The sequence below is a fragment of the Ciceribacter sp. RN22 genome, assembly GCF_024054295.1.
Lineage (GTDB): Bacteria > Pseudomonadota > Alphaproteobacteria > Rhizobiales > Rhizobiaceae > Allorhizobium > Allorhizobium lividum.
The window spans coordinates 329,683-344,420 of the sequence record NZ_JAMXLD010000001.1; the positions used below are offsets into that span (position 1 = coordinate 329,683).

At 62.6% G+C, this 14,738-nt stretch carries 14 protein-coding genes; 13 read left to right on the forward strand and 1 reads right to left on the reverse strand.

The features are described from left to right. Positions 1-221: 221 nt before the first annotated feature. On the reverse strand, positions 222-1,028 hold the full coding sequence (locus NHF53_RS01635) for an undecaprenyl-diphosphate phosphatase (RefSeq protein WP_252832839.1): 807 nt from the start codon (positions 1,026-1,028) through the stop codon (positions 222-224). Between the two features lie 158 nt (positions 1,029-1,186). On the opposite strand from NHF53_RS01635, the gene NHF53_RS01640 reads away from it, so the two are divergent. The 13 genes from NHF53_RS01640 (at position 1,187) to guaA (ending at position 14,549) form a co-directional block, all read left to right on the forward strand. Next, positions 1,187-1,879, forward strand: coding sequence for a glutathione S-transferase family protein (locus NHF53_RS01640; RefSeq protein WP_112685805.1), 693 nt, complete (start codon positions 1,187-1,189; stop codon positions 1,877-1,879). Between the two features lie 12 nt (positions 1,880-1,891). After that, a complete protein-coding gene (gene queG, locus NHF53_RS01645) occupies positions 1,892-3,061 on the forward strand; it encodes a tRNA epoxyqueuosine(34) reductase QueG (RefSeq protein ID WP_252832840.1) in 1,170 nt (389 codons plus the stop codon). 4 nt (positions 3,062-3,065) lie between these two features. After that, entirely contained in the window at positions 3,066-3,938 is an 873-nt protein-coding gene (locus NHF53_RS01650; RefSeq protein ID WP_252832841.1) for an SDR family oxidoreductase, read from the forward strand. A 361-nt stretch (positions 3,939-4,299) separates the two neighbouring features. Then, a complete protein-coding gene (locus tag NHF53_RS01655; RefSeq protein ID WP_114363649.1) occupies positions 4,300-4,662 on the forward strand; it encodes a septal ring lytic transglycosylase RlpA family protein in 363 nt (120 codons plus the stop codon). A 108-nt stretch (positions 4,663-4,770) separates the two neighbouring features. Further along, positions 4,771-6,060: an RsmB/NOP family class I SAM-dependent RNA methyltransferase gene (locus NHF53_RS01660; RefSeq protein ID WP_252832842.1), complete on the forward strand. Its 1,290-nt coding sequence runs from the start codon at positions 4,771-4,773 to the stop codon at positions 6,058-6,060. A 141-nt stretch (positions 6,061-6,201) separates the two neighbouring features. Continuing rightward, the gene (locus NHF53_RS01665; protein ID WP_252832843.1) at positions 6,202-7,482 is read left to right on the forward strand and encodes an imelysin family protein; all 1,281 of its coding nucleotides are present in this window, start codon (positions 6,202-6,204) and stop codon (positions 7,480-7,482) included. A gap of 43 nt (positions 7,483-7,525) precedes the next feature. Then, positions 7,526-9,064, forward strand: coding sequence for a di-heme oxidoredictase family protein (locus NHF53_RS01670; RefSeq protein WP_374591139.1), 1,539 nt, complete (start codon positions 7,526-7,528; stop codon positions 9,062-9,064). Further along, entirely contained in the window at positions 9,064-10,161 is a 1,098-nt protein-coding gene (locus tag NHF53_RS01675) for an imelysin family protein (RefSeq protein ID WP_374591142.1), read from the forward strand. Before NHF53_RS01670 ends, NHF53_RS01675 begins: the two co-directional genes overlap by 1 nt. A 2-nt stretch (positions 10,162-10,163) precedes the next feature. Beyond that, the gene (locus NHF53_RS01680; protein ID WP_252832846.1) at positions 10,164-11,252 is read left to right on the forward strand and encodes a DUF1513 domain-containing protein; all 1,089 of its coding nucleotides are present in this window, start codon (positions 10,164-10,166) and stop codon (positions 11,250-11,252) included. Positions 11,253-11,288: 36 nt separating this feature from the next. Then, positions 11,289-11,741: a TspO/MBR family protein gene (locus NHF53_RS01685; protein ID WP_252834878.1), complete on the forward strand. Its 453-nt coding sequence runs from the start codon at positions 11,289-11,291 to the stop codon at positions 11,739-11,741. Positions 11,742-11,816: 75 nt separating this feature from the next. Next, positions 11,817-12,266 (forward strand): PaaI family thioesterase, encoded by a 450-nt coding sequence (locus tag NHF53_RS01690; RefSeq protein ID WP_114363653.1) that lies wholly within the window; start codon positions 11,817-11,819, stop codon positions 12,264-12,266. Beyond that, on the forward strand, positions 12,263-12,901 hold the full coding sequence (locus tag NHF53_RS01695; protein ID WP_252832847.1) for a 5'-methylthioadenosine/S-adenosylhomocysteine nucleosidase: 639 nt from the start codon (positions 12,263-12,265) through the stop codon (positions 12,899-12,901). Before NHF53_RS01690 ends, NHF53_RS01695 begins: the two co-directional genes overlap by 4 nt. Positions 12,902-12,986: 85 nt before the next feature. Further along, positions 12,987-14,549 (forward strand): glutamine-hydrolyzing GMP synthase, encoded by a 1,563-nt coding sequence (gene guaA / locus NHF53_RS01700; RefSeq protein ID WP_252832848.1) that lies wholly within the window; start codon positions 12,987-12,989, stop codon positions 14,547-14,549. Positions 14,550-14,738: the final 189 nt, after the last annotated feature.

The following is a 14,738-nucleotide window of genomic DNA, read 5'->3' on the forward strand; positions in this document are numbered from 1 at the left end:
GAGAGGCAGATTTTATGGGTAAGTCTATCGCACTCTTTTTTGCGTGTGCGGCACTGGTCATCATGGCAGGCTCGTTCATGGCGCCCTCGACGGGCGTAGCGGGAAAGTCGAATTGCGCACCGGCCTACGGCGTCGACCCCTGCAGCACGGCGTCGATCCCGACTACCCGCTGATCTTCACCTGTATTCTCGGGCGCCCCTGAGGGCGCCCGGTTCGGCGCCTCAGAACCCGAGAGTCAGCGCCACGAGGCCGAGACCACCGACGGCAATCCGCCACCACGCGAAAAAGGCGTATCCGCGCCTCGAAACGTAGTTGAGCAGGCTCCTCACCACCAACAAAGCCGATATGAAGGCCGCGACGAAACCAATCGCGATGAGGGCGCTGTCGTCGAAGTTCAGCGCGTTGCGGTTCTTGTAGAGATCGAGGGTGAAGGCGCCGACCATGGTCGGCATGGCCAGAAAGAAGGAAAACTCCGCTGCTGATCGCTTGTCCGCGCCGAGGAGCAGAGCGCCGACAATCGTTGCACCCGACCGGGAAACGCCGGGAATCATCGCCACGCATTGGCAAAGGCCGATCTTGAAGGCGAGCGGCGGGGAATATTGCATGGCGTCGGTGTAGCGAGGCGTGAGTACCTGCCGGTCAATCCAGAGCAGCACGAAGCCGCCGAGGATGAGCACGACGCACATCAGCACGGGCGTCTCAAAGAGCACGGACTTGATGAAGTCGTGAGCGAGCGCTCCGATGACCGCCGCCGGCAGGAAGGCAATCAGAATCGAAAGGACAAAATGACGGCTGCGAGCGCTGGAGGGCAGCGTCAACGCGATACCGACAAGCTTCTGTGCATAAACGCTGAGGATCGCCAGGATGGCGCCGAGCTGGATCAGCACAGCAAAGGTGTTGCCGGGCGAACGGAAGCCGAGAAAATGCCCGGCGAGGAGCACATGAGCGGTGGAGGAAACGGGAATGAACTCCGTGAGCCCCTCGATGAGGCCGAGAAGGAGCGCGCTGAGGATCGATTGGTCTTCCATGAAAAGTCCTTGTGGTGCCGCTGGCGAAAGGGCTGATTCGCTTGTATTGAGGGGGCCGAGAACCTATAGCTTGGAGACCGTGGCTATGGCCAGCCGTACGAGGCGGGGCAGAAGCGTCCAGTCACCATGGCGTCTCAGCAGTAGAGAATGCGGACAAAATGCCAACACTGTATCATCATCCCATGTCGACCGCGTCCCGGTTCATCCGGTTGGTCCTTTCGGAATACGGCTTCCCGGCCGACCTGGTGGAGGAGCAGACCTGGGAAAAACGCAGGGAATTCCTGGCCCTCAATCCGGCAGGAACGCTACCCGTCTATGTTGACGATAATATGCGCGCGTTGTGCGGGCCGACCGTCATCTCCGAATTCCTGGACGAGACCCACGGCGTGCTGAAGCGTGACCGGCGGCTGCTTGCCGAGGATCCGTTCCAGAGGGCCGAGATCCGTCGCCTCACTGAATGGTTCCTGCAAAAGATGGAGCAGGACGTCACCCGACCTCTTGTGCGGGAGCGCGTTCACAAGCTGCAGATTCCAAATGGTCTCGGCGGCGGAGCACCGGACTCCAAGGTGCTGCGGACAGCCCGCAACAACATCCGCCAGCACATGAAATATCTCGCCTGGCTCTCCGGATCGCGGCCCTGGCTTGCCGGCGACCGCCTGAGCTACGCCGATCTCGCCGCGGCGGCGGCGATCTCCGTTCTCGACTATCTCGGCGAGATCGACTGGTCGGAAGCGCCCGTCGTCAAGGAGTGGTATCAGCGGCTCAAGTCCCGCCCCTCCTTCCGTCCGCTGCTCGCCGAGCGCGTGCGCGGCCTGACGCCGGTTTCGCACTACGCGGATCTGGATTTCTGACGAGGAGCGGCCATGCCCGCCGACGGAGCATCGGAAAGACCGAGCGACGACAAGGCCGCGCGTCTGCGTCGCCGCCTGACCGACTTCGTCCGCGAGGAGGCTACGGCACAGGGCTTCGAACTCTGTCACATTACCGGACCTGATGTCATCCCCGAGGCCCCGGCGCGCCTGGCCGCCTATATCAAGGCTGGCTATCACGGCACCATGGAGTGGATGGAGGAGACGCGCGAGCGTCGCGCCAACCCGAAAATGCTCTGGGGCGACGTGCGCTCGATCGTCATGGTCGGCATGAATTACGGTCCGGACGAGAACCCGCGGCGCGTTCTCGAAAAAAAGGACAGGGCGGCGATCTCCGTCTACGCCCGCAACCGGGACTATCACGACGTCATGAAAGGCCGCCTGAAGGAGATTGCCGGGCGCTTCGCCGCCCGCGCGGGTGCGGACGTGAAGGTCTTCGTCGATACGGCCCCTGTCATGGAAAAGCCGCTGGCCGCCGCCGCCGGCCTCGGCTGGCAGGGCAAACACACCAATCTGGTGAGCCGCCAATACGGTTCCTGGCTCTTCCTGGGAAGCCTCTTCACCACTGCGGAACTCGACTTCGACGCGCCCGAAGCCGACCATTGCGGCTCCTGTCGCGCCTGTCTCGATGCCTGTCCGACCTCGGCCTTTCCCGCGCCGTACCGCATCGACGCACGGCGTTGCATTTCGTATCTCACGATCGAGCATAAGGGACTGATCGATCGTGACTTGCGGCCGGCGATCGGCAACCGGGTCTACGGCTGCGACGACTGTCTGGCCGCCTGCCCCTGGAACAAGTTTGCCGAGACCGCCCGCGAAATGAAGTTGAAGGCCCGCGACGACCTGCGGGAGCCAGAGATCGCCACCCTGTTGTCGCTTGATGATGCAGCCTTTCGAGGCCTCTTCAGCGGATCGCCGGTGAAGAGGATCGGGAGGAACCGCTTCATCCGCAACCTCTTGATTGCCGCCGGCAATTCCGCGCGACCAGAACTCGCGGAGCCGTGCCGACGATTGCTGGACGACGACGCGCCCGAAGTCCGCGGGATGGCCGTCTGGGCGTTGTCGCGCTTGCTTGACGGCGAAGCCTTCGAGGCCCTACGGCTCGGTCACCGGCCGCAGGAGCAGGATCCGGACGTACAGGCCGAGTGGGATTTCGGGAGATGACACGATGCGGATGATGATCTTTGGCGCAGGCTACTCCGGAAAGGCGATCGGTGTCCTTGCCGCCGCCAGGGGACATCAGGTTGCCGGCACGACGCGGAGTATCGACAAGGTGGCGACGCTCGACGAAGCCGGCATCGCTCCCTTCGAGTTCGAAGGAACATCGTTCTCCGGAAAACTCACCGAAACCTTGCGGAACGTCACCCACCTCGTCCAGTCGATTGCCCCCGGCCCGCGCGGCGACCCCCTGCTTCCGCTTCTCGGCGACGAGGTGCGAACGTATTTGCCGCGGCTCGAGTGGATCGGCTATCTGTCAACGGTTGGCGTCTACGGCGACCACGCCGGCGCCTGGGTTGACGAAGAGACGCCATGCCGGCCCGTTTCGCAGCGTTCTGTCGAGCGCCTGCAGGCGGAGGAGGCGTGGCAGGCGCTCGTTGCCGCAAGCGGCGTGCCGCTGGCGATCCTGCGTCTGTCGGGCATCTACGGGCCCGGCAGAAATCCCTTCGTCAATCTCGCCAACGGTAGCGCGCGCAGGCTCGTCAAGAAGGGTCAGGTGTTCAACCGGATCCGCGTCGAGGACATCGCCGCAGCCACACTTTTCCTTGCCGAGGCGCGCACGTCCGGCATCTTCAATGTAACGGACAACGAGCCGTGCCCGCCGCAGGACGTTGTTGCCGAGGCGGCACGCCTGATGGATGTCGAGCCTCCTCCAGAGCAGGATTTCGAGACGGCCGAGCTCACGCCAATGGCGCGTTCGTTCTACGGTGAGAACAAGCGCGTTTCCAACGCGCGGATCACCGGTCTTGGCTTCCGTTTCCAGTACCCGGACTACCGGGCTTCTCTCGGCGAACTGTGGGCCAGCGGCCGCTGGAACAAGTAGAAGCCTCGCCGCGTTTCCGTCGTTCATCGTCCATCTCGGGACCCGGACGCCTCGCAATGCCCCGGAATCTTCACATTTCGGGCAGGAAATGGGGCATTCCGCAAAAATTTTCCAAAATATTTTTTGTGAACGTGACGAACATAGGCTGAACTGGAACCGCGTTCCAATTTTCCGCTGATTTTGAACACGTTTTCTCTTTTTGCCGCACGCTCTTCATAATTTGTTCACCATGATTGAAATCACAAATGTTACAATATGTAACACTTCGTGAGTTCATAAAGGCACGTTTTTGCCACTTTTGACCCCGCCTTAGCGTTCCCACGCAAATTCCAGCTACAACGAACGACTAGGGAAATCGAACTTGAAGAATATCCGGCGCTCTATTGCCACCATTGCAGCTATAGCTGCATTCGGTGCTTTCGCCCCTGCGCAGGCTTCTGCAAACTCGTCCTGCGGTGGCGCTTCCTGGTATGCCCTTCACTCGCGCACTGCTTCCGGTGAGCGAATGAATCCTTCCCTCCTTACGGCGGCTCACAAGTCGTTCCGCTTCGGCACCAAACTCAAGGTGACCAACGCGAGAAACGGTCGGAGCGTCGTGGTGCGGATCAACGACCGCGGACCCTTCGTCCGGGGTCGCGTGCTGGACCTCTCCAAGGCAGCCGCACAGAACATCGGCATGGTTCAGAGCGGCCACGCCAAGGTTTGCTATGAGGTCATCGGCTGACGAGAGGCCACCCAAAAGGGGCTCCGTTCCGTTCTTCGTAAGGCGCGGGTGCTTGCCCTCGGCGTCGTTCGCCGCTACCACGCAGTCTTCTGTTGCAGGAGACATGACATGCGTTTGGGCGGCCGCCTTGCCGGCGCGATCGAAATTCTGGACGATATCGAGACCCGTCGCCGACCGGTCGCGGACGCGCTGAAGGACTGGGGACTGTCCCATCGCTTTGCCGGCTCGGGTGACCGCGCGGCGATCGGCAACATCGTCTACGACGCGCTGCGCATGAGGCTCTCTCATGCCTGGCTGATGGATGACGAGAGCGCGGCTGCGATCGGTTATGCTGTGCTCCTGCGCCAATGGGGCTTTACGCCGGAGAGCCTGACAAACGAACTGGACGGAGACAGCTTCGCTCCGGCAGCGCTCGGCCCGGCACAGCTTGCTGCGTTCGCCTCACGTCGGATCGAGGATGCCCCGCTGCATGTGCAGGCCGACATCCCCGAATGGATCCAGCCGTCTTTCGAAACCGTATTCGGAGAAGACTGGCTCGTGGAAGCCAAGGCGCTCACCAAACGTCCCACACTCGACTTGCGCGCCAACACGCTCAAGGCCTCGCGTGACAAGGTGCTGAAGGCGCTCGATCGCGTCGGCGCCCAGGCCGCCCAGATCGCCCGCAACGGCATCCGCATTCCCGCCGGCGAAGGCCCCTCGCGGCTCCCCAACGTGACGGCCGAGCTTTCCTTCCAGAAGGGCTGGTTCGAGGTTCAGGACGAGGGATCACAGATCGTCGCCGATCTCGTCGATCCTCGTGAAGGCGAGCAGGTTCTCGATTTCTGCGCCGGCGGCGGCGGCAAGACGCTCGCCATGGCGGCGGCCATGCACAACAAGGGTCAGGTCCACGCCTATGACGCCGACCGCAAGCGGCTCGCCCCGATCATCGAACGCCTCAAACGCGCCGGCACGCACAACGTCCAGGTCCACGACGCTATTTCCGCGATAGCCCCCCTGACCGGTCGCTTTGACCGCGTGCTGGTGGATGCCCCCTGTACCGGAACCGGCACCTGGCGGCGGCGTCCGGACACCAAGTGGCGGCTGACGCCGCGCAATCTCCAGGAACGCGTCGAGCAGCAGCGGGAAGCGCTTGCCGAAGCCGCGGTCTACGTGAAGCCGGGCGGCGAGCTCCTTTACGTGACATGTTCACTGCTCCCGGAAGAAAACGACGACCAGGTCCGTGGCTTCTGCGAGAGCCACTCGGATTTCGAGATCGATTCGGGTTTCGACGTCTGGAACCGGCTTTTTGCTTCGTCGAACGCGCGTCCGCGCAGCCGTGACGGCCTGACGCTGACACTCAGCCCCGCCGCCACCGATACGGACGGCTTCTTCTTCTGTCGCATGCGCCGCCGCAGCTGACCGCAGCGCGTCGATACGCGCCCGGAGCTCCAGCCAAGCGACGGAAATTTATTCTAGACTATTTGACACCAGTTTATTTTTACTCCAAGACGTTCGGGTCCATTTCACTCATAGGCGCCCAATCCGCCTCAGGAGATATTCATGACCCGGAAATCCATTTTTGGTGCCACCATCGCATTGATGGTCGCGTCGACGGCCATGATTGCCGCACCCGCCCTTGCCGCACCCGACGCGGCGCAGGTGCTGAAACACTACGCCGTCCTCGCGCAGGCGAAGTATGAGGACTCACTGTCCACGGCCAAAGTCCTCGACGCAGCAATCGACGCTTTGATCGCCAATCCTAGCGAGGAAACGCTGAAGGCAGCGCGCGCAGCCTGGATCAAGGCCCGTGTTCCCTACCAGCAGTCGGAAGTCTATCGCTTCGGGAATCCGATCGTCGACGCCTGGGAAGGCAAGGTGAATGCCTGGCCGCTTGACGAGGGCCTCATCGACTATGTCGACGCGGCCTACGGCACGGAGAGCGACGAGAACGCGCTCTATGTAGCCAACGTCATTGCCAATCCGCAGATCAAGATTGGCGGCAAGGAGGTGGATGCCTCGGAGATCACGCCTGAGTTCCTCGCTGAAACACTGCACGAGGCCGGCGAGATCGAGGCAAATGTGGCCACCGGCTACCACGCGGTCGAGTTCCTCCTCTGGGGGCAGGATCTCAACGGCACCGGTCCTGGCGCCGGCAACCGGCCCTACACCGACTACGATCTCAAGAACTGCACCAACGGTCATTGCGACCGTCGGGCCGCCTACCTCAAGGCGGCGTCGACCCTGCTCGTATCAGACCTGCAGGACATGGTCGCTGCATGGCAGCCAGATGGTGAAGCCACGAAGGCGGTCGAGGCCGACCCAAAGGCGGGGATTACCGCTATCCTCACCGGCATGGGTTCGCTTTCCTATGGCGAGCTCGCCGGCGAGCGCATGAAGCTCGGCGTGCTGCTGCATGACCCCGAAGAGGAGCATGATTGCTTCTCCGACAACACCCACAACTCGCATCTGAACGACGCGATCGGCATCGCATCCGCCTATACCGGCGAATACGCCCGCGTCGACGGCACCAAGATGACCGGCCCGTCACTGTCCGAGCTTGTTGCCGCCAAGGACCCGGCACTCGATGCCGAAATGAAGGCAAAGCTCGAGAAGACACTCGCGGCCATGAATGCAATGGCCAAACGCGCCGAGACGGTAGAGGCCTACGATCAGATGATCAGCGAAGGCAATGCAGAAGGCAATGCCACCGTGCAGGCCGCCATCGACGGCTTGATCGACCAGACCAAAACCATTGAGCGCGTCATTGCTTCGCTGGATCTCGGCGCGATCGAGCTCGAAGGCTCCGACAGCCTCGACAATCCCGAAGCCGTGTTCCAATGAGATGAAGGCGGGCTGCCGGACTTTCCGGCAGCCCGACATGCATATGCAAGCGACCTGCGTCTTCTCGCTCCGATCCCGGCACCGGTTGGCTTTTCTCGCCGCCGCCTCGGTGCTGTTTGCGCCGCCCGCCGGTGCTGCGGAAGTGGAGCGCAACGATCTTTCGGCGGAAGACATCACCCGCGTCGAGCATATTACGCGGCCGACCACCGACTTCTCCAAGCCGGAACGATATGAAGCAATGCCGGGTGGCGCGGCAACGTCGCGAAATCTCGTCAATTCCGATGCGTTCTCCCACGCCTCCGCCAACCTCGCCTTCTCGGAAGAAGAGAACTTCAAGCTCGGCAATGCGCTGTTTCGAAAGCTCTGGGTCTCTTCGCCCTCCTCCACCCAGGCGTCCGACGGGCTCGGCCCGCTGTTCAACGCGCGCGCCTGCCAGAACTGCCACCTGAAGGACGGGCGCGGCAGGCCACCGGAAGGCAATGCCGACGCGACATCGATGTTCCTGAGGCTTGCCCGCCCAGCCCGCACGAGCGAGGAGCGGCAAGCTGTCGCCGATCTCAAGGTGGTCAACTTTTCCGATACGACCTACGGCGCCCAGCTTCAGGACATGGCCGTGCCCGGTGTCGCCGCGGAGGGCCGGGTGGTCATCACCTACACCGAGGAGCCGGTAACGCTGGCAGGCGGTGAGATCATCACGCTGCGCAAGCCGCAATACAGCGTCGCGGACCTCAACTACGGGCCGCTCGGCATCGACACAACGCTCTCACCGCGCATCGCCAATCCGATGATCGGCATGGGTCTCATAGAAGCGATCGCCGCCGCCGACATTTTGGCGAAGGCCGACCCGGATGACCGCGACCGTGACGGCATCTCCGGTCGCGCGGCGCGCGCGCGCGACCATCGCACCGGCGAGCTCAAACTCGGACGCTTCGGCTGGAAGGCGCAGAACGCCTCGGTTCGCGACCAGAGCTCCAGTGCCTTCACCGGCGACCTCGGCATCTCCACGCCGGACACCCCGCGCCATTGGGGTGACTGCACCGAGGCACAGGACGAGTGCCGCTCCATGCAGAACGGCGTACAGACACGGCTTGGCAATACCGAAGCGCCCGATCCGGTGCTCGATCTCGTCACGTTCTATTCGGAAAATCTCGCCGTTCCCGCACGCCGTGACGTCGACGCCCCGGAGGTGCTGAAGGGCAAGTCTCTGTTCTACGGCGCCGGCTGCATCGCCTGTCACACGCCGAAATACGTGACACGGCGCAACGCTGCCAACAAGGCCCAAGCCTTCCAGTTGATCTGGCCCTACTCGGACTTCCTGCTGCATGACATGGGCGAAGGACTTGCCGACGGCCAGCAGGTGGGAGATGCCACAGGTCGGGAGTGGCGCACTCCTCCGTTATGGGGCATCGGGTTGACCGACGAGGTCAACGGGCACACCTTCTTCCTTCATGATGGTCGCGCACGTAGCCTCACCGAGGCGATCCTCTGGCATGGCGGAGAGGCCGAAAGCGCGCGCAACGCATTCGCGTCGATGACGCACGAAGCACGTCAACACCTGATCAGATTTCTGGAGTCGCTGTGATCAAATTCCTGTTCCGCTCGATTGCCGCCCTCTTCGCCCTGAGCCTTCCGGCGACCGCGCAGGAGACGTTCATACCGACACTCCAGGCGGACGTGATACCCTCCGTGCTCGAAAAGGCGGTCGATCGTTTCATCCGCCCGGGATACCGGGACTTTCGGGACAGGGCTGGAGACTTCGAAGAGGCGATGCAGGCGCTCTGCACCGCTCCGTCGCAGGAGCGATTGGACGCCGCCCGAAGCGCCTTCGACAAGAGCGTCGAGGCCTGGTCGAAAATCGAGATCGTCCGTGTCGGGCCGGCGATCGAGGCCAACCGTCTCGAACGCATTCTGTTCTACCCCGATCGCAAGAGCACGGGCCTCAAACAGGTGCAGGCACTGCTTGCCAAGCCCGACGAGAACGCCACCAAGGTCGAGACGCTCAGGGAAAAGAGCGTCGCCGTGCAGGGCCTCGGGGCGGCCGAATTCGAGCTCCACGGTACCGGCTCCGATGTCCTGTCTCAGCAAACAAACGGCTTTCGTTGCCGCTACGGAGCGGCGATCGCCGGAAATCTCGCGCATCTCGGCAGCGAGCTTGCCCAGGAATGGGACGAGCCGACCGGCATTCAGAATGCCTGGAAACATCCGGGCGCCGACAATCCGTACTTCCGGGACGACCGAGAGGCAATGACCGCTCTTCTCGGCATCCTCGTCCACGGTGCCGAGACCGTGCGCGACCAGCGCATCGAGACATTCTACAAGGGAGAGGATGCCAGGACGTCGCCCCGGCAGGCGATCTTCTGGCGCTCCGGCCTCACCTTCGCGTCAATCCGCGGCAATTTCGAAGGCATCCGCGCGTTGATCGACCAGTCGGACATGGAGGAACTCCTCGACCCCGGTTCCCGTTCGATCGTCACCTCCGTGGATTTTGTTCTCAAATCGCTGATACGCGTCGCCAGCACGCTCGACGAGGACGTCGAGGCGGCAACAGGCACGCCGGAGGAACGCTCCAAACTCGATTTCCTGCTGCTGAACAGCAAAGACCTGATCCTGCGGCTCAACGACGATTTTGGCGGCGCACTCGGTCTCGGCGCAGGCTTCTCCTTCTCGGACGGAGACTGATCATGCGGAAAAGTGCGCTCATCGATCGTCGCAGCTTCATCAAGGCGGCGGGTGTCGCCTTCCTGGCGAGCCTATCCTCCAGGGCCGCTCTCGCGCTAGATCGCGCCGACGCGGTCTTCGCCTCCGGTTTTCGCGCGCCCAACGGTACATACGGTCTGGCGCTCCTGAGCGAGAACGGCGAGATCATCACGCAGATGGATCTTCCCGGACGCGTGCATGGACTGACCTCTTGCGCGACATCCGGCAGGGTGGTCGCCTTCGCACGACGGCCCGGCACCTTCGCGATGGCCGTCGATCCGAAGACGGACATGGAGCCGACTGTCTTCGCTTGTGGGGATAACCGGCACTTTTTCGGCCATGGCGGTTTCTCGCCGGACGGGCGCGTCCTCTATGCCTGCGAGAACGACTTCGACAACAATCGCGGCGTCATCGGCGTTTATGACGCGGCGAACGGCTTCTCCCGTCTAGGCGAAGTTCCGGCCCATGGTGTTGGAACACACGACATGACGGTGAGCGGCGACGGTCGACTGCTCATCATCGCCAATGGCGGCATCGAGACTCATCCTGATTTCGGACGAACGAAGCTCAATCTCGATCATATGGAGCCGAGCCTCGTCATCAGCGACGCGAGAACCGGGGCGCTCGTCGAAAAGCACGCGTTGCCGGAGAACCTTCGCCGGCTTTCGACCCGCCACCTTGCGCTCGCGGACAACGGCCGCATCTGGTTTGCCTGCCAATACGAAGGCCCGCGCAACGACCTTCCACCGCTCGTAGGCTATTTCGGCCACGGCGAAGAACTTCGATTCGTCGATCTGCCGGAGGAGACGACAGAAGGGCTCGCAAATTACGTCGGCGCGATCGCGGTTAACCGTCGCGACAACGTCGTCGGCCTCACCTCACCGAAAGGCGGCCTCGCAGTGACGCTCGACGGCACCAAGGGCACGATCCTGCGACAGATGCGGATCGCCGACGCGGCGGGCATCGCGCCCGGCGCGGGCGGCTTTGCCGTATCGTCTTACAATGGGCATTTTGGGCGAACACAGAGCGCCGTCGCCTGGGACCAGCATATCGTCCGTCTCAGCACGCTTTGACCTTGGATGAAGCCGATCGCACCCTACATCTTCATCATGCGCTCGCTTCTGATCCATCTCGTCTTCATCGTCGTTACGCTCGGTTTCGGCCTGCTCTCCGGTCTCGCGAACCTTCCGGACGAGTGGTATCAGTCGCTCGACAAGCCGCCGTTCAATCCGCCCGCCTACGTCTTCGGTCCGGTCTGGACCACGCTTTACGTGCTGATCGCGATCGCCGGTGCCCGAATGTGGCTGAGAGCCCCCGCTTCCGCGGCAATGCAGCTCTGGTTCGGCCAGATGATATTCAACCTCTTGTGGTCCCCCTCCTTCTTCGGTCTGCAAAGCCCGGCGCTCGGCCTCGTCGTCATCCTGCCACTTCTCACCCTGATTCTCGCTTTCATCGCCAAGGCCTGGGATGTCGACCGACCTTCGGGCCTGCTTTTCATACCGTATGCGGCCTGGGTCGGCTTTGCCTCGCTTCTCAATCTTTCGCTCTTCGTGCTCAACTGATTTTCTCGTTGCCGGCGGCTTGCCTGCCTGTTGAGGGCGTGCCAATTTCGCGCCTCTCAAGGGGAATGGCGACAAATGAGTGACATAGACAGCGAGGACGTGCACGAACGCATCCGGCAAAGCTTCGCGCGGCAAGGCGCCATGGAGACGCTCGGTGCCGAGCTCACCCGCATCTCGCAGGGCGTGGTCGAAATCGAGCTGCCGTTCGACATAAAACTCACACAGCAACACGGCATCCTGCATGCGGGCGTCATCTCGGCCGCGCTTGACAGCGCCTGCAGCTATGCCGCCTACACGGTCATTGCCCCGGACGCCTCGCTGCTCACGATAGAGTTCAAGGTCAACCTGATGTCGCCGGGACGCGGCGACCGGTTCCTGTTCCGCGGCGAAATCACCAAGCCGGGCAGCACGATCATTGTTGCAGACGGTCGCGGTTACGCGGTCGGCGACGGCCCGGCCAAGCTGATCGCGTCCATGACCAGCACGCTGATGGTCGTGCGTGGACGGGAGGGGATCACCGGGTGACGTTCGAGCTGAAAACGGTTAGCGGCAAGTCGATCCTCTTCGTGATGGCCGCGGAGGCGGAGTATGGTCCTTTCCTGCGGTCGCGCTTCGACCCCCTGATGACAGGCGTCGGCCCGGTTGAGGCCACGCTCGCACTGACCCGAGCCGTCTCCGCGCTGGAGGCGGCAAAGACGCTTCCGGATCTCGTCGTCTCGCTCGGTTCGGCCGGTTCGAACACCCTCGAGCAGACGGGGATCTATCAGGTCGGGTCGGTCTCATATCGCGACATGGATGCCTCGCCGCTCGGTTTCGAGAAGGGCCGCACGCCATTTCTCGACCTTCCCGCGGTCATCGACCTCCCATTGCGCATTCCCGGCATTCCGACAGCCAGCCTTTCGACCGGCGCCAACATCGTTTCGGGAGATGCCTATCACGCTATCGGTGCCGACATGGTCGACATGGAGACCTTTGCGGTCTTTCGTGTGTGCAGCACGTTCGGCCTGCCACTGATCGGCCTTCGGGGGATTTCCGACGGGAAGGATGAGCTTCGCCACGTCGGCGACTGGACGGAATACCTGCACGTCATCGACCAGAAGCTCGCCGGCAGCGTCGACACGCTGTTTGCGGCACTCGAGGACGGCCTCTTCTGGTTCTGAAGTCGACGCGGCGTACTGCGAAATTTTCCGGATCTGCGGCAAATCAGCAATTGCCAGAACGGGCGGTTTTCATTAAAGGCTCGACATGACCCAGACAGCTCATCCCGACAGCGTTCTCATCATCGATTTCGGCAGCCAGGTGACGCAGCTCATCGCCCGGCGCGTCCGCGAGGCGGGCGTCTATTGCGAGATCGTTCCGTTCCAATCTGCAGACGAAGGCTTTGCGCGGCTGAAGCCGAAGGCGGTGATCCTCTCGGGGAGCCCGGCCTCGACGCTTGAAGAGGGAAGCCCTCGCGTACCGCAGGTCGTCTTCGACAGCGGCGTTCCAATCTTCGGCATTTGCTATGGGCAACAGACGATCTGCATGCAGCTCGGCGGCAAGGTCGAGGACGGACATCACCGGGAGTTCGGCCGCGCGTTTCTCGATATCGAGAAGGACTGCGCACTCTTCGATGGTCTCTGGCCCACCGGCTCTCGCCACCAGGTCTGGATGTCCCATGGCGACCGCGTAACCGCATTGCCCCCCGGCTTCGAGGTAGTCGCGACCTCTGCCAACGCTCCCTTCGCCTTCATCGCCGACGAGAAGCGCAAGTATTACGCCGTGCAGTTCCATCCGGAAGTCGTGCACACGCCTGACGGTGCCAAGCTCATCGCCAACTTCATCCACAACGTCGCCGGCATCAAGGGCGACTGGACGATGTCGGCCTATCGCGCCAAAGCCGTTCAGGCCATCCGCGACCAGGTCGGCGACAAGCGGGTCATCTGCGCCCTCTCGGGCGGCGTCGACAGCTCCGTCGCGGCGCTGCTGATCCACGAAGCGGTCGGCGACCAGCTCACCTGCATCCTGGTCGACCATGGGCTGATGCGCAAGAACGAGGCGGCCGACGTGGTCGCCATGTTCCGCGAGCACTACAACCTGCACCTCATTCACGTCGATGCCGTCGACAGGTTCGTCGGCGAGCTGGAAGGCGTTTCCGATCCGGAAACCAAACGCAAGATCATCGGCCGGCTCTTCATCGAAACCTTCGAGGAGGAGGCCAAGAAGCTTGGCGGAGCCGACTTCCTCGGTCAGGGCACGCTCTACCCTGACGTCATCGAAAGCGTTTCCTTCACCGGCGGACCGTCGGTGACGATCAAATCGCACCACAATGTCGGCGGCCTGCCGGAACGCATGAAGATGCAACTGGTGGAGCCGCTGCGCGAACTCTTCAAGGACGAAGTCCGCGTACTCGGCAAGGAGCTCGGCCTGCCCGACTCCTTCATCGGCCGTCATCCTTTCCCGGGTCCGGGCCTCGCCATTCGCTGCCCCGGCGGCGTCACCCGCGAGAAGCTGGACATCCTGCGCGACGCCGATGCGATCTATCTCGACGAAATCCGCAAGGCTGGTCTCTATGACGCGATCTGGCAGGCCTTCGCCGTGCTGCTGCCGGTGCAGACCGTCGGCGTCATGGGCGACGGCCGCACCTATGAGTTCGTCTGCGCGCTGCGCGCGGTGACCTCGGTCGACGGCATGACGGCCGACTTCTACCACTACGACATGGAATTCCTCGGCCGCGCCGCCACCCGCATCATCAACGAAGTCCGCGGCATCAACCGCGTCGTCTATGATGTAACCTCGAAGCCGCCGGGCACGATCGAGTGGGAATGAAATAACACAGATCCCGGGTAGTCGGCGGGAAGGATATTCCTGCCGAACCCAGTCTTCGTGAACGCTTGCCCGTACGTCACACCGTCTGCGTGAGACGATCAGCCTTCGATCGCCAAAGTTGACGCATGTCAACGCGGATCGCAATGTCAGCGCGTAGAGTTCAGCTGCTCTTCGAGCAGGTGAACATCG